Genomic DNA, 17,249 nt, shown 5'->3' with positions numbered 1-17,249 from the left:
ACCTCTTCCTTTCATAGCTTCTGAGCTTGGATGGATGACTGCTGAAATAGGTCGTCAACCTTGGATAGTTACTGGCATGCTTAAAACTGCCGATGCCGTATCTTTTAATTCTACTTCAAACGTAATGTTTTCTGTGTTTACCTTCGTAACAATATACATACTACTATTTTACGTATATGTAACTACCATGATCAAAAAGGTTAGAGAGTATGAATATACTGAGGTTGCTCCTTCTTCATCACCTTCTACTGGTTTAGGTGTTGGTCTTGCCGCTAACAGGACCGATTTAAACGATAGCAATAGAATTTCTTAAGGAGGATTGGAAATGGGTATATTACCAGATGGGCTTTTTACGTTGCAAGGCCTTTGGTTTCTTTTGGCAGGTGTATTTTTAATTGGCTACTCAATAACCGATGGGTTTGACTTAGGTAGTGCTTTTCCCATGATATTTATGAAAAATGAGCATGATAGGATAGCTCTCTATAATTCTGTTGCACCAGTATGGGATGGAAACGAAGTTTGGCTTATAGCTGGTGGCGGCATGCTCTTTGCCGCTTTTCCCACTGTTTATGCTGCTTCTTTCTCTGGATTCTATCTTGCTATACTTCTTGTTTTGTGGGCTTTGATAGGCAGGGCTGTGGCTTTTGAGTATCGCAACAAAAGAGAATCTATGGCTTGGAGACATACATTCGACTTTATATATTGGCTTGGTAACGTTTTGCCTGCCATTCTTTTTGGAGTTGCCGTAGGGAATGCTGTGGTAGGAGTTCCAATAGACAAAGACGCTGTATACCATGGTACATTTTTCACACTTTTAAGACCAGTACCCCTTGCAATGGGATTGGTAAGCTTTTTCATGTTTGCTATGCATGGAGCAGCATACTTGTTGCTTAAAACCCAAGGTTCTGTTTTCGAGATGGCTAAAAAATACGCTAGCATAAGTGTTGTAGGATACGTAATATCTGTAATATTGACAAACGTATTAGCGATGCAAGAAGCCCCGTTTTTGTATAAAAATTATTTCACCTATCCAATACTGTTTGCTATACCTCTAATGATGCTTGTAGGTGTTGTACTTTATGTAATTTTGCTAAAATCTGGTAAATACGATAAAGTTGTTTATGCTTCTGGGCTTGTCAATGCTTTCACTGTCTTAAATGTAGCCTGCGCTTCTTTCCCAGTACTAATGCGCTCAAGCATAAATCCAGATTACAGCCTAACGGTGTTTAACGCTTCTTCCTCTACTCTCACTCTAACAGTGATGCTTATTGTAACGGTCATATTTATGCCTATAGTTATATACTATACTAGGTACGCATATAAAGTGTTTAGTGGTAAAGTAAGCGGAGAAAAAAGCTATTATTGATGTTATTGTTAGCGTCTTGATGCAACCATTCCTATCCTTCTTTTACCCCTCTTTCGAGGGGGCTTTTTAATTATATTAGATAACTTATCATTAAGAATATTTGATAACTATGATATATGTTATAGATATTTATAAGTATCTGATAAAACTGTTTTTTTTATGCTTTTAATAATTAATTAAGTTTGTTATGTATTCTTTTAAACATTCTATGTTTTGCTCTGTAGTAGAAGAAACTGGTATAAAATCAAGCGATTTTTCCTTGGTTAATTTTTCTAAAAGCTCTAAATTTTCTTTTTTTGCTATATCAAGCTTTGTACCTACGATGGCTTTAATTTTTTTTATCAAGCTTTTATCGTAAAGGGAGAGTTCTGTGGTTAGAATTTCAAAATCTTTAACAGGATTTTCGCTAGATAGGTCTATAGCTAAAATCAGGTATTTGGAGCGTTCTATATGTTTTAGGAAATCAAGCCCAAGACCTGCTCCTTTGTGAGCGTTTTCTATAATACCTGGTATATCTGCTATTGTAAAAGATCTATCGTCTACTTTTAAAACACCAAGCTCTGGATATAATGTGGTAAAAGGATAGTTTCCTATTTTTGGATTTGCGTTTGTGAGAACTGATAAAAGCGTTGATTTACCAACGTTTGGCAAGCCTACTATGCCTATGTCAGCTATTGTTTTTAATATAAGGATAAGCTCCTTTTCTTCTCCTTTCTTGCCGTATGTAAACTTTCTTGGAGTTTGATTTGTAGGTGTTGCAAAGTGAGCGTTACCAAGACCACCATCGCCACCTTTTGCCACTATGCAACTTTGCCCATGTTTTACAAGATCACATAAAACATCGTTGGTTTTTTTGTCTATTATTATCGTCCCTACTGGTACTTTTATCACAATATCTCTGCCATTTTTGCCGTGTTGGTTTTTTGGTTTTCCATGCTCCCCGTTTTGGGCTCTAAAATGCCTTTTATACTTAAAATCCAAAAACGTTGTCTTTGAGGAATCTGCTTGTATTATAACAGAACCGCCTTTTCCTCCGTCCCCACCTGCAGGCCCCCCGTAAGGTCTATACTTCTCCCTTAAGAAATATGCCCCCCCGTTTCCACCATCTCCAGCCTTTACCTTTATCTGGGCTGTATCTACAAAATTCAACTTTGTTTTATAAGCCTTTATTTATCACAAACTCTGCCAAATCTACAAGGCGTGTAGAGTATCCCCATTCGTTATCATACCAAGCTACAACGTGAACTAAGTCGCCGTTTACAAAAGAAAGCTCTGCATCAAATATTGCCGAATGAGGATTTCCAACTATATCGGAAGATACCAAAGGTTCTTCACTGTATTCTAATATGCCCTTTAAATATGTCTCGCTGGCTTTTTTAAAAGTAGCGTTTAAAGACTGCACATCTTGAGGAGGATTTTCTAATACGGCTGTAAGTTCTATTATAGAGCCGTCTGATACTGGTACTCTTCTTGATGTGCTTCCAAGTTTTCCTTTGAGATGAGGCAAAACTTCAGTAACAGCTTTGGCTGCTCCTGTTGTGGTCGGTATTATGTTTATTGCTGCGGCTCTTGCCCTTCTTAAATCTTTGTGTGGAAGATCCAATATTCTTTGGTCGTTTGTATAAGAATGTACCGTTACCATATAGCCATTTTTTATACCAAACTCTTTATCAAGCACATAGCATACAGGTGCCATACAGTTTGTAGTACAAGATGCGTTTGAAATAATATGATGCTCACTCGGTTTGTAGTTGTCTTGATTGACCCCAAGCACTACAGTAATGTCTGGGTTTTTCCCCGGAGCTGATATAAGTACCTTTTTTGCCCCAGCTGATATATGTTTAGAAGCATTTTCTCTGTCTCTGAAAAGCCCAGTAGACTCAATGACTATATCTACTCCAAGGTCTTTCCAAGGAAGTTCTGCTGGGTCTTTCTTTGCAAATACCTTTATACTTTTACCGTTTACTATTATAGAATCTTCTGTGTATGATACGTCTTGTTTCCATATTTTGTGTACAGAGTCATACTTCAGAAGATGTGCCAAGGTTTTTGTATCTGTTAAATCGTTTATAGCCACTATATCTAAGCCCCTCTCAAAGGCTATTTTAAAAAAAGCTCTGCCGATACGCCCAAAACCGTTTATCCCTATTTTTACGCTCATACTTTTATTATAAGATATTTTTATTATTTTAGTGTTAAGATTTTATAAAAATAGCTATTATGGGGGAAAGAATAAAATTTAAAAGCTTTAGGTCTTTATTTATCCCTAAAAGCTTCAAAGCTAAACCTACGATGAGGCAAGCTCCTATAAAAGATACGTTTTCTAAAGAGGATACGCTTATTGAGCTTTTAAAAAAGTAAGAAATATAAGTTAAAGAACCTTGGTAAAGCAAAATTGAAAAAGAAGCGAACGCCACAGACCTACCCATTGAGGAAGCAAGCAACACGGCACTTATACCGTCCATTAAAGCTTTCGATAGAATAAGGCTATTTTGATATCTTGCGCCTTCCATAATACATCCAAGTATAGTTATAGGTCCTACGCAAAACATTATTGTGGCTGTATTAAAACCCTCCGGAGAACCTATATTTTTAAATATGCTTGAAAAAATCTTATCTAAGTTTGTCTCAAAATCAAAATAGTAACCTACAACACCACCTATTATAAGACAAGCCAACACTTCTACTATATTTGCTTTTGAGCCTTCGTTAAAAAGATGATAAGCCATGCCAAAAGAGAATAAGCCAAAGGCTTTTATTATACTTTCTTTAAGCGAAGAGGGAATATGTTCTTTTAAATAATCACCTATATAGCCTCCTACAAACACCAGTAAAGCGTTTATAAGAGTGCCTTCTCCTATAAAGTATTCTGGTATCAACCCGGAGGCCACATCAAAGGTCTGCCACCTATCACATGTAGGTGTATATGGTTTATAGTTTGCCCTCCGTGCTCACCTATGTTAAACACAAGCCTGTAGCCTTCTTTTAACCCTAGCTTGTCAGCTATTTCTTTTGCTTTTACTATCATCTTACCCACCAGAGCTTCGTCTTCTTCTTTCAAAGCCTGTACACCATCTATATGTTTTTTGGGAATTATTAATACGTGCGTTGGTGCTACAGGTTTTATATCTTTAAAAGCTACCAAAAGCTCATCTTCGTAAACTATATCCGACTTAATTTCCTTGTTGGCTATCTTACAAAAAATGCATTCCATAATTTTATTTTAGCATAGATTTTATGCATTTTATTATGGAAAGCTTTTATACAAATTTTATATTTTGTAAGCATGGAATACCCAAAAACAAAGTTTGAAGAACTGGCAAGACGTATAAAAAGTATGGCTATAAGCCCTGAGATAGATTTGGCTATATGTTTTCCTGGTATTGAAGAGGCTGAATGTGAAGAGAGAGAGGAATACCCCTATGTTTTGGTTTCTTACTTGGGAGATGATGGTGAAGGCCCTTCTAAAAAGATCGTTTTTAACGAGTCTTATTGGAACTCTTCTGTGGAATCTTTGCTAGGAGCTATCATGCATCAAGTAAAATCGTTGATGGAAGAACTTCAATCTTTTGAAGGTGAATAGTATTTGGATTTTAGGATATAAACCCTTATAAAATAATCAGATATTATTTTGTCCTCGTCAGCACTAAGGGTTATATCTCTCATAGGTATAGCGTAAGGGTTTTGCAAGTCTATGTTTGATTTATGTTTAGCTGTTTTAAAAGCCATCATAGAGGGTCTTTTTCGTCCCACAGGTTTTACAAAATCTATTTTAAAGTTTAGAAAATTAAGGGAAGATTGCACGCTTTTGTTTGATGTGTAGCTTATCCAAATGCCTTCTTGTTTTAAGCTTTTATAAAGTATATACAAAAAATCCAGTGTCCATAAAGACGGATTTTTATAGGGTGAAAATCCATCGTGTAGTATGATATCAAACATCGTGTTTGTTTTAATCGTCCTTGCATCTTTCAAAATCACTTGCCACTTTAAACGGTTGCTTTTTACAGAAAAGTTGCTTTCATAGAGCAAATATCTTATCTCGTCAGATGCATGATTTAGAGCTATAAAAGGTGTAAGTTTTTTATCTATACTTACTATATTTATAGTTTTATTTAATTTTAGAAGCTCGTAAGCCAATACTCCAGAGTTTACAAACATTCCAGAGCCTATGTCTAATACGTTTATAACACTCTTTTCTTTTAAAAATCCTAAAACAGGGTTTACAAACTTGCTGTATGCTTCTTCTAAAGGTCCTGTAGTGATGCTGTGATAAAACTCGTTGTAGTATTCATCGTATAGATTAGTTTGGTTTGTATGAGATGAGTGGATATTTGGTTTATATATATTTGAGACTTCTTTTAAAAGTACATCTCTTAAATGTTCTTTGATATTGTAAAATCTATTGTCGGTTCTTAAAGTGGTCAAAACCTGTTCTTTCAAGCTCTTTTCCATTTACAAGCACCAAGGCTTTACCTTTTTCTACTACTTGTCCTATCACAGTGTTGTCTAAAAACGGGTTAAAGTGTTCTTTTTTTTGGCAAAACAAGAGTTGATAATCTTCGCCGCCAGACAAGGCTAAGTCGTAAGGGTTTAGATTTTCTTTTGAAGCGTAAAGTTTTAGCTCACGAGAAATAGGTATTTTGTTTAAATCTATATCTATTACAACGTTTGAGCGCTCTGCAATATGCCATAAATCAGAAGATAGTCCATCGGATATATCCATGGAGGCACTAGCGTATTTGCGTATATGGTTTATATAGTCTATTCTGGCAGTTGGTCTTAAATGCCTCTCTATTAGCCTTAGCTCATACTCTTCATATTGTTTTTTTGATGTTAAAAGCTTAAAACCTGCATACGAATCTCCAAGAGTCCCGCTTACTACTACATCATCACCTACATTTGCACCAGCCCTTGAAACAAACCTATCTACTTCACCTATTAAAAATACATCTATACCCAGTTTTGAAGATTTTGATATATTGCCACCAACTATTTTTAGATTGTAAAACAAAGAAGCGGACTTCACTCCTTCGTAAATGCGTTCTATAAATCTTTCGTCTATATCATCTGGTATCATAAGAGAGATAAGGCCATAAAGAGGTTTACCGCCGTTTGCCACTATGTCTGATACGTTTATGGATATAGATTTAAAGCCAATGGATTCTGGCGGATATCGTCTTAAAAAATGCACATCTTCTAAAAAAGCGTCGCAAGTAATATTTAAACTAACTTTGTTGTCTATGTTAATGTAAGCAGTATCATCACCTATGCTATTGTCTTCAAGTATTGCGGTAAGTTTTTTTATAAGTTCGAACTCTCCTATCATTTTAACAAGTAGATAATAGCTAAAATCATATTTAAAATTAGCATAAAAGAAGATGCCTTAGAAACTTTTCTAAATTTCACCCTTCTAGGGTCGTTTATATCTATTTTATCTATATCTCCTATGCTTTGTTTTAGGCTTTTAGTATAATAAGACAAATATATATTTGCCAGTAGTCCCAAAATCATAAAAAACGTATAGAGGCTGATATTTAGAAAAAATACCAACAAAAGTTCTAAAATGGCTATTTTATAAAATCTCCAAAGTATTTGTCCATATATTCTTCCGGCTAAGTTTTTGGATTCTAGCTTTCTAAAAAGCACATAAGAGACTATAAAAACTATTGCAAATATCTCTCCAGCGTATAGGCCTACTATAGTCTTTACCATAAGCCCCTAAGGAATGGATTAAATTTTAACTCATGCTCTAACGTTGTGTCTTGATAGTGCCCGCATATAACCTTTGTATCTTTTGGAAAAGTAGAAAAAATCTTTTTTAAAGACGAGGCTAACTTTTCCCAAGAACCACCAGGTAAATCTGTTCTTCCAACGCCTCCTTTGAAAAGCGTATCTCCAGCTATAAGGGTGTTTTGAGATTTTATGTAAAAACAGCATCCTCCGGGGGTATGGCCTGGTGTGTGAATAACCTCTATGTCTATTCCAGCTATATTTAGCTTGTCTTCGTCTTTTAGGTAAAAATCAGGCTTTGGTGGTGTTTTTGCGTTTAGATACAATGAAAAGCCCGGGAAAATCTCGTCTTTTAGCAAAAATTCATCTTCTTTATTTATGTAAAAAGGTGCGTTGTATATTTCTTTTAATGTGGCTACTTGTCCTACGTGATCATAGTGCCCGTGCGTGGCTAGTATAGCCACCACCTTGAAGTCTTTTATAGCTTCTAATATGTTTTCTATATCTGAGCCAGGGTCTACAACAATGGCTTCTTTTGTTTCCTCGTTTTTTATAACGGTACAGTTTTCGTCAATTGGTTTTGTTGCTATCGTTTCTATCTTCACTTTTTGCTCCATCGTTAAATCCAAATAAAATATATAACGGAACGCTTATAAAGCCAAGGGGTAAAATAGCTAAGAAAATAGCCCATCCCCATTTTTTCCTTCTTATGGCATCGTATAAAAAGTAAAATAAAATGCCAAATACCCCAGCTACCAATATAAAATCGCTACTAAAAAGATGCTTTAAATAATCCATTTGCAATAAATTATAACATGTTGCCAACTTTTACGCCGTAGCCAAGAATCTCAAAATTTTTATATAATGAAACGTAGAATCGCTAGGTGGAATAACAAAACCATTCCAATCAAGCCCTATTTTCGCATTTTGTTTTGAGGCTTCTAACACTATGAAACTCATGCAAGATAGCTTTTGTTCTAAGTCCATATCAAAATCTTCTGGTCTTAGTATAATTTCTTTGCTTATAAAATCTGAAAAATCGTTTACCATCAACTTTTGCACTTTGGCTGAGGCTTTCCAGTTTATATATTTTGGGTGCTCGCTTTGATATTCTTTTATTTGATAAAGCTCTTGTCCCTCGCTTGTTTTTGTAAAACCTTTTTCTGATTTGTATTGAGCGGCGTTTGTTTTGCATTGTTTTGGATTTGGATATACGTATATATCAGCTGGGATTTTATATTTCATCTCCCTATACGCAAAACCAAAAGGAAAGTCAGAAGATAAGTAAATCTCAAGCTCTTTGTAATTGCCTCTTTTTTCAAAGCTTAATATAATCTCTATTTGTTTTTCTTCTTTAGCTTTTAATATAAAAATAGATTTTTCATAAAGCACTTCAAAAGTTTTATATTTTTTAAAAAATCTTTTCACGTCTTTATGTAAGTCTTTTGCCACAAATATATTTAAAAGAAAAGAGGGCCAGTTCTTCCGATTTTTTATAGACAAGACTGCTATTCCTGGTTCATTTGCAAAAAAATCATAAGCTTTCACAAACGTTACTTCTAAAAATTTTATATTGTAATAAGATATAACACCGCTTATTATCATAAAAGCCATCATAAAAGATGTAATCATGTAAAGGAGATTGTTGGCAGTGTTTATTGCAGCAAAACCAAAAAGAAGCATTATGATTATATAAAATATGCCAAGGGGAGTTATTTTTACATTCATTCTCGCTCTGATAATCCATCTCCTAAGAGATTTAACGCTACTATGAGCAAAAATATTACAACAGCCGATGACAGGGTCCAAGGATATAGCAATATAATGTATATGCTTTTTGGTAGCATGTTTCCCAAAGATGGATACGGCTCTTGAATACCAAGTCCAAGAAAGCTAAGAGAACCTTCAGCTACTATGTAAGCTGGTATAGATAAAACCGTACTTATAACAATGTAGCTTTTTATGTTTGGTAGAATATGTTTGAAAATAATGTAAAAGGGATTCGCTCCGTAAAATTTTGCAACATTTACATAATCGTATTCTCTTATGGACAACACCATTCCTCTTATAATCCTTGAAAACGGTGCAAAACCAAAAAACGACAATATAAAAACAATCATTCCAAATACATAAACTCCAGATATATCAAGAGGGAAAAGCGCTCTTATGGATAGCATAAGATAAAATGTGGGCATGGCCATCATAACTTCTACGAGTCTCATAACGATGTTGTCTAAAAACCCGCCTACATACCCTGCCAAGCTACCTATCAAAGTTCCTACTGTGATTGTGGTGATAGCACCTATTACAGATATGGCAAGAGAAACTCTTAAAGCGTATAAAAGCCTAGAAAATTCGTCCCTTCCAAGAGCATCTGTACCGAGTAAAAATATATGTCCGCAGCTTGGTCTAAAAAGCTTAAAATCCTTTTTTGATTTCACAAAAAAATCTATATAACAGATTTTGTTCTTATCCTCTTTATAAGCTCTAGTTAAAGATTTTACAGGTTTTAATCTGTATATGTAAAAACCTTTTAAAGACATGTGTATATGGGTAGGCGGGGCAAACACATAGTCTCTGAATTGCTTTTTATATGAGTATGGGGCTATGAAGGGAGCAAATATAGCAAGAATTACCAAAAATATAATTATGCTAAGTGCAAATTTAGTTTTCCACATCTTCTTTAACAGTGTTTGTCAGGATGCCTATTCCTTCTATCTCTATACTTACCTTGTCTTCTTTTTGCATTGGACCAACACCAGGCGGTGTACCTGTGATAATTATATCGTGTGGGTAGAGAGTCATAACGTAAGATATAAAGCTTACAATCTCATATACATCAAATATCATATCCGAGGTATGACCAGACTGTTTTAGTTCGTTGTTTAAAAATGTTTTTATGCTTAAGTTAAATGGGTCTATATCTTTTACTATTGTTGGTCCTATGGGGCAAAATGTATCAAAGGATTTTGATCTTGTGAACTGAATATCTTTTTTTTGCAAATCTCTTGCTGTTACGTCGTTTGCTATGGAAAAGCCCAATATTGCATCTTTCGCATCTTTGTAAGAGAGTTTTTTTGATTGTTTTGATATCACTATAGCAAGCTCTCCTTCGTAGTCAACCCTTGTAGAAGATTTTGGATATAAGATGTATTCTTGGTCTAGAATGATGCTGCTTGTGGGTTTTAGAAACAACAAAGGTTCTTTTGGTATATCCATGTTTAATTCTTTAGCGTGAGCTTTGTAGTTTAACCCAACGCATACTATTTTTGTGGGTTTAAATTCTATCTCTTCACTTTCTCCTAAAAGCCAAATACCGTCATTTTTTCTTTGAAATCTGTACATGAAATCTAATTATAGCATATAGCTTAGGATACCTCTTTTAAGGATTTGAAGGTAAGCGTTTTTGAAATACCATCTTTGTTGGTAACTCCTATAAGCTTGTCCGCAAAATTTGCTAAGTTTTCTCTAAGAGTTACAACTATAAATTGCACATTTTTGGATTTTTCCTTTATCATTTGACCAAGAAGGTATGCGTTTGCTTCATCTAAATGGGCGTCTATCTCATCAAAGTAGTAAAATACTGAAGGTTTATACTCTTGTATGGCAAAAATTAAAGACATGGCTGCCAGAGTTTGTTCTCCACCAGACATTGCCTCTACATACTGCACATCCTTCCCTCGTGGTTTTACAAATATGGAAACACCGCCAGAAAATGGGTCTTCTTCGTTGTCCAAAGACAAATCTGCTTTTCCTTGATAAGACACTTTTTTGTATATTTCTTTGAAATTTTTTCTTATGTTGTTAAAAGCTTCCATAAAAGCGTTGTACTTTTTTCTATCTATTTCTTCTATCATGGCTTTTATAGCTTGCTTATCTTTAATAAGTTGTTCTAGCTTTTCTTTGTAATCTTTTAATCTATTTAGGGTTTCTTCATACTCTTCTTCAGCTTTTAAGTTTATATCTGTCATATTTTCTAAAAGTTTCTTTGTATGTTCTAACTCTTCTTTTATCTTTGATATACTTTGATTTTGCTCTTCGTAGATTTTACCGTCGTATTGCTTTTCTTTTAGAGCATCGTTTATGGATTCTACCTTTGTTTGGATTCTTGTTATATCGTTTGATAAAGAGCCAATCTCTTCTAAAAGTCTCTCATGCTCTAACTTGAGGCCACCTAGCTCCGATTGTAGATTTTTTTGATCTTTTTCTAAAAGCTCTTTCTCTTCGTATAGTTTGTAAAACATCGCATTTGATTCTTTCAACTCTTCTTCTGTGCTGTTTAATTCAAGCTCTAAAGACGTTAACTCTTCTTCTAAGTTCTTTAATTGAGAATTTATCGTGATAAGCTCTTGCTTTTTCTGGTCTATAGATGATTTTACATATTCTATATTTTTGGAAATGTCATTTTTCTTTAATTCTACGGCGTTTAGTTCTTTCGTCTTATCTAAATGGAGTTTTTTGTAAGACTCTATAGTGTCTTTTAATTGTTTTATCTCTTTGCTTGTATAGTAAGAAAGTATATCTTTTTTTCTAAGTTCTAGGTTTGTTAGTTTTTCTTCTATGTACTTGATTTCCTCTTTTAGAGGTTCTAACATCTCTAAAAGTTCTTTTTTCTTGTTTTCTAAATGCTCTATATATTCTTCGCCGGCTTTTATACGCTCTAATATGTTTGATTTTTGTGAGAGTGTATCTTTTTTTTGATTTTCCAAATCCTTTATGTACTTTGTATTTATTGCTATTATGCCCTCTTTTTCTATGAGCGAAGACTTTGCCTTACCGATGTTTTGGTCTAGTTGCTGTTCTTTTGCTTTTAAGATGCTGTATTTTTCGTTTAAAGATTCAAGTTTTTCTAAAAGAGCTTTTTTACCTATGTTTGAGTGTTGTTTTGTTTTTCCACCGCTAATAACACCAGATTTTTCAAATACCTCTCCTTCCAATGTTACACATCTGTAGTTTTGTAGGCTTTTAGCTACATCAAAGCTTTCTACCACAAGGGTATCACCAAAGACAAAGCTTATAGCAGCTTCCAACGTTTTATCGTAATCAACAAGCTTTACTGCAAAGTCTATGTATCCTCGCTGTCTTGGGTAAGGTGGCAACGACTGGGTTTTTATACGGTTTAGCGGTATAAAACTAACCCTTTTGTCAGATTGTTTTTTTAAAAGCTCAATACACTGCTTTGCTATTTCTTCAGATTCCACTACTACATAAGAAAGTCTACCGCCGGCTGATGCTTCTATAGCAATCTTGTATTCTTCATCTTTTAGGCTTATAAGATCTTCTACTTTGCCGTAGACACCTTTTATATTTTGAAAGATAAACGTATCATCGTCGTTGTATCTAAGCTGAGACTCTATTCTTGCTTTTTCTGATATGATTTGCTCTATTTCTTTTTTTGTTTCTGTCAACGAGCTTGTGTATTTGGCTATGGTTTGTTGTATCGCCTCTATGGAAAGCCTTGCGTCTTCTATATTTTTTTGAAAGGTTTTTAGCTTTTCTTCAATAGAGTCTTTTTGTTCTAACGCTTGTAAATCGGCTTTTAATCTTTCTATATCATCTTTGTATCTATTTTGTTTTTGAGACATATCTTGAATTTGCTCTACATAGTGTTGGTATTCTTTTTTCTTTTGTTCTAACACAGCTTTTAGCTCTTTTTCTTTTTTTTCTATTTCCTCTATCTCTTCTGGTGATAGGTTTAGCTTTTCTTCCGTGGCCTTTAACTCCTTTTCTTTTTCTTTGATTGCATTTTCTATGCTATAAATCTCTTTTTCTTTTGATATTTTTTCTTGCTCTACTTCTAAAAGCTCTTTTTCTAAACTGAGCAAATCTTTTTCAAGAAAATCAATCTTTTTTTCAATGTCTTCTTTGTGAGATAGTTCTTTTTTTAGTTCTTGCTCTTTTGAGGCTTTTTGCTCTTTTATATACTCTATCTTTGCAGATAACTTACCAGACGATTCTCTATAAGGAAGAAGGGTTTCTTGCAAACTTGTTATTTTTTGCTCTACATCTTTTAGTTCTTTTGTTTTTATATCTATGGTTTCCAAAAGTTTTGAGCTTTTAGCTTCCAAAGTTTCTTTTTCTTCCAAAGTTTTTTGTAAGTCCTTTAAAAGGCTTTGTTTTTCTTTTAAAAGCAAAACACACTCAAGCGTATGTTTTTTTTCGATTAAAGCCTTGTATTGACGAAGCCTTTCTTTCTCTTTCTCAAATTTTTCTAAATTTGTCTCCAATTCTTCTACAAGCGGTTTTAACTCTCTTATTTTTATATCTGCTTCTCCTAATTCCTCTAAAGCAAACTGTCTTTTTTGTTCGTATTCGCTTATACCTGCTACATCTTCTATTATTTTTCTTCGCTCTAAAGGTGTTATTTTGACAAATTTTACTATATCTCCTTGTAATACTATGTTGTAACCTTCTTTGTATATACCGCCTTTTGCAAGTATTAGATGTAAATCTTTTTCCCTTATAACCTTGCCGTTTAGTTTATATACGCTTTTACCATCTTTATAAATAATCCTTGTAACTACAAACTCATCGTATCCAAATATTTGAGGGTTTGCAAAGTATATATCCACCTGTGCAAAGTCTTCTCTTTGGCCTTGTTTTGAATATATAAGGTGTGTAAGATTTTTAGCGCGCATGGTTTTTGATGTGGAAAGCCCAAGACCAAAGGATATGGCATCACCTATGTTTGATTTGCCTGCTCCGTTTGGTCCCACAATCCCTATAAAACCCTCCCCTATGGGTATTTCTAGTCTTTCTGTACCGTAAGATTTAAAGTTTGTAACTACAATTTTTTCTATGTAGGCATTTTCCATCTTATTTTTGGTTTCTAGCTTTTACGCGACCTAAAACCTTTAAAGGTAAGCCGTAAACCTTTGTAAACATAGCACCAGCTTTATGGTCGAAAGCATCTTTTTCTGTGTATGTGGACAGTTCTTCAATATATAGGGCGTTTGGAGATTTTCTTCCTACCACATCTATATTTCCTTTGTATAGCTTTAGTCTTACTGTACCGTTTATGTATTTGGATATGTTGTTGTTAAAAGCGTCCAAAGCTTCCCTTAAAGGAGAAAACCAAAGCCCTTCATATACTAAGTTTGCGTAAGTGTTTGATACATGGCCTATTAGATACTGATAGGTATACTTGTCCAAAGTCAAAGATGCTAAGTCGTTGTAAGCTTTATACAAACACATAGCCCCGGGAGCTTCGTAAATCTCTCTACTTTTTATACCCACCAACCTATTTTCTACCATGTCTATGCGCCCTACTCCATGCAATGAGGCTATATCGTTTAGATACTCTATTAACTTGTAAAGGTTATCAAAGGTTTTATTGTTTACGGCTACAGGTTTTCCCTCTTCAAACGTTATCTCTACGTATTCTGGAGTATTTGGAGCTTCTTCTGGGTCTTTTGTGATTTGATAGGCATCTTTTGGCGGTTCTTGATAAGGGTCTTCTAAAATACCGCATTCTATAGATACACCCCAAAGATTTCTATCTATAGAGTAAGGATTTTCTTTTGTAGCTTTTACGGGTATTTGATATTTTAAAGCGTATTCTATCTCTTGTTCTCTAGATTTGAATTCCCATTCTCTTACAGGGGCAAGCACTTCTATATCTGGATTTAAAGCCCAAGCAGAGACTTCAAACCTCACTTGGTCGTTTCCTTTACCAGTGGACCCATGAGCTATGTAATCTGCATTTCTTTTTTTGGCGTATTCTATGAGCTTTTTGGATATGAGGGGCCTTGATAAAGAAGCTGTCAAAGGATATTTGCCCTCATACAAGGCCAAAGCCCTAAGGGTTGGAAGACAAAAATCTTTGGCAAACTCTTCTCTTATGTCTTCTACTATAGCCTCTATCGCCCCGGCTTTTCTAGCTTTTTCTGGTATTTCCGAAAGTTCCTCTTTTTGCCCTACATCTGCCGTATAGGTTATAACCTCGAAGCCTCTTTCCGTAAGCCATCTTACTATGATAGACGTATCCAAACCACCAGAATAAGCAAGTATCACTCTTTTTGCCATTATATTATTATACTTCAAAAAGCAGAATAAAAATTAAAGTTTCCCGACTTTTACAAGCTTTATAAACTCCTCAACGTTTTCAACTCTCTTAAAGCATACTCTATCATGTCTATTCTAAAATCTTGCTTATAGTATGTGAGAATGATGTCTTTTAGCTCTTTTATAAGTAATTCTCGCTCATCTTCGTGAGAAAGATAATAATCTATCTTCTTTATGGCATCTTCTATGTTGGTATATGTGATTTCCTTGTAGTGATTTGGAAAAAGTATCTCGGCTTCCTCTTTTTTATCTACAATGGGAAGACTGCCAAATAAAGGTGCTCTAAAAGTCATATCGTGTATCGTGCTAAAACCTTGAGAATGAATGTAAAACATTATTTTAGAAGCACTCAAAACATATTTTAGTCTTGAATAAGGTATATTTATAACGTCGGTTGTAAGCATCTTGTCTTTGTATTTTTCTTTTAAAATTCTTGGATATAATGCCCTTACGTAAGAGATTACAGAGCTTGATATGTTAAAAAATTCCTCGTTGAAAAATCCATCTTTTATACAAGGTATATTTACGCATTTTCTTATATCAGATACATCGTTTTTATAACATTCTATATAGTTTTTGTATTTGTGATAAATTTCTTCATTTGGTTGATGCATGCTACCGGGAAATACTATATCAAAGAGCTTTTCTTCATTTGGCATGTCAAAGTCATCTGTAGATAGATTTAGATTGCTCATTATAAAACCGTTTGATGTCCACCAGTAGGCTTTTATGCCAAAAGTCCTAAAACACTCTGCTAAAAACTTATCGTGATGTATAATAGCAAATTTGTCTTTGTATTTTTTCAGTATTTCTAAACCTTCTTTTGTTAAGCTATATCTATTTACATTTGGAAAGTCAACTTTTAAAGATACAATTGGAAAATTAAATTCTCTAAACCAAAAGTCTTTTGGTTTCATATCCCAGCCATTTTCATCTCTCATAAAAAGCAAATCACCGTAAAAGCCAAAAAAAGCAAAATCCGGTGAAAACTCTTTTACCTCACTCTTTAATTTGCTTAAGTTAATCGGCACTTCTTTTCTTACTATTCCTACGGTATAGCCTTTTGATGCAAAAAGTTCTGGATAGTTGGATATAAGTTCCCAATGGTCTGTGATAAGGACCTTTCCTTTTGGCCCCTCGCTATATATTTCAACATACGGTTCGTCGTGGGTAGATAAAGAGGTTTTATGAAATGTGAAAACGGATTTTTCATAGGTGTTCCATTTGGAAAAATCAATTGCTCTATATATTTCCTTTTCTATGGGAAAAGAACTTGCATATATGTATGTGCCGTATTGGGCTTTTAACTTATAAAAGTTTTCATGTTCAAACAACGATATAAATATGTTGTTGCCAATGCTTAATACGTTTGAAAGAAATTCACCAAAATACTCTTTTGGATAAGACAGATCTCTTGAGGTGTATATAAAAGCATTTTTCCCAACATCGCTTAAGAGTTTTACAAGAGCGTTTGATGTAATATAAGATTTAATTGGCTCTTGATATCTGCCAAGCGTATTGATAAGGCTTTCTTTGTTTGGTGCTCCTATTAGTATATGTTTTTCTTTAAAAGCTTCTAAAACGTTTAAATCTTTTAAAAGTGTTATGTCTGGTATTATTACTATATCTATTTCTTTTAATATGCTTTCTAGAGGCCTTTCGTCATAGTTTATACCAAAAAGCACGAAACCTATTTGCTTTAAATTTGCATCATCTTCTACACTTACAACATCGTATCCAATGTGTTTAAGAATATGAGATACCTCTCCGTTGCAAGCTTTATAAACAAGAACCTTACCCTTTAGGTTTGAAGCTTTTAAAAGATAAGCTATATCTATATTGTGAAGCTTTCCAAGTATGCTCATCGCTAAAGGGTTTTCATAAAAGCTAAAAAACCCTAGTATTCCCCACATTGCAATATCTTTATCTATATAACACTCTTCTTTATCAGAAAACACGCTTTTACATACATTGCACTCTTTATACTCTTTAGATTTTTCAATATCCACAACACTAAGCTTAGTCTTAGAATTGCAAAACTTACATATACCCTCTTTGTAGAGCTCTGTGTTTGCTTTTTTTATGGCGT

The 17,249-nt window shown here is 34.2% G+C and carries 18 protein-coding genes; 3 read left to right on the top strand and 15 right to left on the bottom strand.

Annotation, left to right across the window (positions count from 1 at the left end; genetic code table 11):
* Positions 1-313 (top strand): cytochrome ubiquinol oxidase subunit I (locus ACP5S8_RS05730; RefSeq protein WP_461876060.1); only part of this gene is annotated, 313 nt, incomplete at its 5' end.
* A 12-nt stretch (positions 314-325) separates the two neighbouring features.
* Positions 326-1,366 (top strand): cytochrome d ubiquinol oxidase subunit II, encoded by a 1,041-nt coding sequence (gene cydB / locus ACP5S8_RS05725; RefSeq protein ID WP_461876059.1) that lies wholly within the window; start codon positions 326-328, stop codon positions 1,364-1,366.
* 165 nt (positions 1,367-1,531) lie between these two features.
* Here the strand turns inward: cydB and obgE are convergent, their stop codons facing one another.
* Genes obgE through ACP5S8_RS05705 form a run of 4 tightly spaced genes read right to left on the bottom strand, consistent with a single transcriptional unit; the run spans position 1,532 to position 4,580 of the window.
* On the bottom strand, positions 1,532-2,515 hold the full coding sequence (obgE, locus tag ACP5S8_RS05720; RefSeq protein ID WP_461876058.1) for a GTPase ObgE: 984 nt from the start codon (positions 2,513-2,515) through the stop codon (positions 1,532-1,534).
* Between the two features lie 7 nt (positions 2,516-2,522).
* Entirely contained in the window at positions 2,523-3,527 is a 1,005-nt protein-coding gene (gene gap / locus ACP5S8_RS05715) for a type I glyceraldehyde-3-phosphate dehydrogenase (RefSeq protein WP_461876057.1), read from the bottom strand.
* A 34-nt stretch (positions 3,528-3,561) separates the two neighbouring features.
* The gene (locus ACP5S8_RS05710; RefSeq protein WP_461870673.1) at positions 3,562-4,257 is read right to left on the bottom strand and encodes a DUF554 domain-containing protein; all 696 of its coding nucleotides are present in this window, start codon (positions 4,255-4,257) and stop codon (positions 3,562-3,564) included.
* Complete coding sequence (locus ACP5S8_RS05705) at positions 4,242-4,580, bottom strand: histidine triad nucleotide-binding protein (RefSeq protein WP_461870672.1); 339 nt, start codon at positions 4,578-4,580, stop codon at positions 4,242-4,244. Before ACP5S8_RS05705 ends, ACP5S8_RS05710 begins: the two co-directional genes overlap by 16 nt.
* Before the next feature lie 72 nt (positions 4,581-4,652).
* Between ACP5S8_RS05705 and ACP5S8_RS05700 the strand changes: the two genes are divergently transcribed.
* Complete coding sequence (locus ACP5S8_RS05700) at positions 4,653-4,949, top strand: hypothetical protein (protein WP_461870671.1); 297 nt, start codon at positions 4,653-4,655, stop codon at positions 4,947-4,949.
* On the opposite strand, the gene ACP5S8_RS05695 is transcribed toward ACP5S8_RS05700, so the two are convergent.
* The 11 genes from ACP5S8_RS05695 to ACP5S8_RS05645 all read right to left on the bottom strand — a co-directional run.
* Positions 4,928-5,818, bottom strand: coding sequence for an MnmC family methyltransferase (locus ACP5S8_RS05695; RefSeq protein WP_461876056.1), 891 nt, complete (start codon positions 5,816-5,818; stop codon positions 4,928-4,930). The two genes, ACP5S8_RS05700 and ACP5S8_RS05695, sit on opposite strands and share 22 nt — an antisense overlap.
* Positions 5,766-6,692, bottom strand: a complete 927-nt coding sequence (gene thiL, locus ACP5S8_RS05690; RefSeq protein WP_461870669.1) for a thiamine-phosphate kinase — start codon at positions 6,690-6,692, stop codon at positions 5,766-5,768. Before thiL ends, ACP5S8_RS05695 begins: the two co-directional genes overlap by 53 nt.
* Positions 6,689-7,078, bottom strand: coding sequence for a hypothetical protein (locus ACP5S8_RS05685; protein WP_461876055.1), 390 nt, complete (start codon positions 7,076-7,078; stop codon positions 6,689-6,691). Before ACP5S8_RS05685 ends, thiL begins: the two co-directional genes overlap by 4 nt.
* Positions 7,072-7,713, bottom strand: coding sequence for an MBL fold metallo-hydrolase (locus ACP5S8_RS05680; protein WP_461871329.1), 642 nt, complete (start codon positions 7,711-7,713; stop codon positions 7,072-7,074). The genes ACP5S8_RS05685 and ACP5S8_RS05680 overlap by 7 nt, the downstream gene beginning before the upstream one ends.
* Positions 7,667-7,894 (bottom strand): hypothetical protein, encoded by a 228-nt coding sequence (locus ACP5S8_RS05675; RefSeq protein WP_461870666.1) that lies wholly within the window; start codon positions 7,892-7,894, stop codon positions 7,667-7,669. The genes ACP5S8_RS05680 and ACP5S8_RS05675 overlap by 47 nt, the downstream gene beginning before the upstream one ends.
* Positions 7,895-7,924: 30 nt before the next feature.
* Positions 7,925-8,824 (bottom strand): DUF58 domain-containing protein, encoded by a 900-nt coding sequence (locus ACP5S8_RS05670; RefSeq protein WP_461876054.1) that lies wholly within the window; start codon positions 8,822-8,824, stop codon positions 7,925-7,927.
* Positions 8,821-9,774 carry an ABC transporter permease gene (locus ACP5S8_RS05665; RefSeq protein ID WP_461870664.1) on the bottom strand — a complete coding sequence of 318 codons (954 nt, stop codon included), beginning with the start codon at positions 9,772-9,774 and terminating at the stop codon, positions 8,821-8,823. Before ACP5S8_RS05665 ends, ACP5S8_RS05670 begins: the two co-directional genes overlap by 4 nt.
* Complete coding sequence (locus ACP5S8_RS05660; protein WP_461870663.1) at positions 9,761-10,441, bottom strand: fumarylacetoacetate hydrolase family protein; 681 nt, start codon at positions 10,439-10,441, stop codon at positions 9,761-9,763. Before ACP5S8_RS05660 ends, ACP5S8_RS05665 begins: the two co-directional genes overlap by 14 nt.
* Positions 10,442-10,464: 23 nt before the next feature.
* A complete protein-coding gene (gene smc / locus ACP5S8_RS05655) occupies positions 10,465-13,911 on the bottom strand; it encodes a chromosome segregation protein SMC (protein ID WP_461876053.1) in 3,447 nt (1,148 codons plus the stop codon).
* A 1-nt stretch (position 13,912) separates the two neighbouring features.
* Positions 13,913-15,121 (bottom strand): argininosuccinate synthase, encoded by a 1,209-nt coding sequence (locus ACP5S8_RS05650; RefSeq protein ID WP_461870661.1) that lies wholly within the window; start codon positions 15,119-15,121, stop codon positions 13,913-13,915.
* 59 nt (positions 15,122-15,180) lie between these two features.
* Positions 15,181-17,249: glycosyltransferase family protein (locus tag ACP5S8_RS05645; RefSeq protein ID WP_461876051.1), on the bottom strand; the 2,069-nt coding region annotated here is incomplete at its 5' end.

It is taken from the genome of Hydrogenobaculum sp. (assembly GCF_049967395.1).
Taxonomy (GTDB): domain Bacteria; phylum Aquificota; class Aquificia; order Aquificales; family Aquificaceae; genus Hydrogenobaculum.
The sequence above is the reverse complement of the archived record's forward strand: the minus strand, read 5'-3'. Positions and strand labels throughout refer to the sequence as shown.

Bases quoted from the DNA above. Each gene is read 5' to 3' on its own strand.
- ACP5S8_RS05680 (WP_461871329.1), bottom strand. From the start codon at position 7,713: ATGGAGCAAAAAGTGAAGATAGAAACGATAGCAACAAAACCAATTGAC.
- ACP5S8_RS05685 (WP_461876055.1), bottom strand. From the start codon at position 7,078: ATGGTAAAGACTATAGTAGGCCTATACGCTGGAGAGATATTTGCAATA.
- ACP5S8_RS05650 (WP_461870661.1), bottom strand. From the start codon at position 15,121: ATGGCAAAAAGAGTGATACTTGCTTATTCTGGTGGTTTGGATACGTCT.
- ACP5S8_RS05700 (WP_461870671.1), top strand. From the start codon at position 4,653: ATGGAATACCCAAAAACAAAGTTTGAAGAACTGGCAAGACGTATAAAA.
- ACP5S8_RS05670 (WP_461876054.1), bottom strand. From the start codon at position 8,824: ATGAATGTAAAAATAACTCCCCTTGGCATATTTTATATAATCATAATG.
- smc (WP_461876053.1), bottom strand. From the start codon at position 13,911: ATGGAAAATGCCTACATAGAAAAAATTGTAGTTACAAACTTTAAATCT.
- thiL (WP_461870669.1), bottom strand. From the start codon at position 6,692: ATGATAGGAGAGTTCGAACTTATAAAAAAACTTACCGCAATACTTGAA.
- ACP5S8_RS05675 (WP_461870666.1), bottom strand. From the start codon at position 7,894: ATGGATTATTTAAAGCATCTTTTTAGTAGCGATTTTATATTGGTAGCT.
- cydB (WP_461876059.1), top strand. From the start codon at position 326: ATGGGTATATTACCAGATGGGCTTTTTACGTTGCAAGGCCTTTGGTTT.
- ACP5S8_RS05705 (WP_461870672.1), bottom strand. From the start codon at position 4,580: ATGGAATGCATTTTTTGTAAGATAGCCAACAAGGAAATTAAGTCGGAT.
- gap (WP_461876057.1), bottom strand. From the start codon at position 3,527: ATGAGCGTAAAAATAGGGATAAACGGTTTTGGGCGTATCGGCAGAGCT.
- ACP5S8_RS05660 (WP_461870663.1), bottom strand. From the start codon at position 10,441: ATGTACAGATTTCAAAGAAAAAATGACGGTATTTGGCTTTTAGGAGAA.
- ACP5S8_RS05665 (WP_461870664.1), bottom strand. From the start codon at position 9,774: ATGTGGAAAACTAAATTTGCACTTAGCATAATTATATTTTTGGTAATT.
- ACP5S8_RS05695 (WP_461876056.1), bottom strand. From the start codon at position 5,818: ATGGAAAAGAGCTTGAAAGAACAGGTTTTGACCACTTTAAGAACCGAC.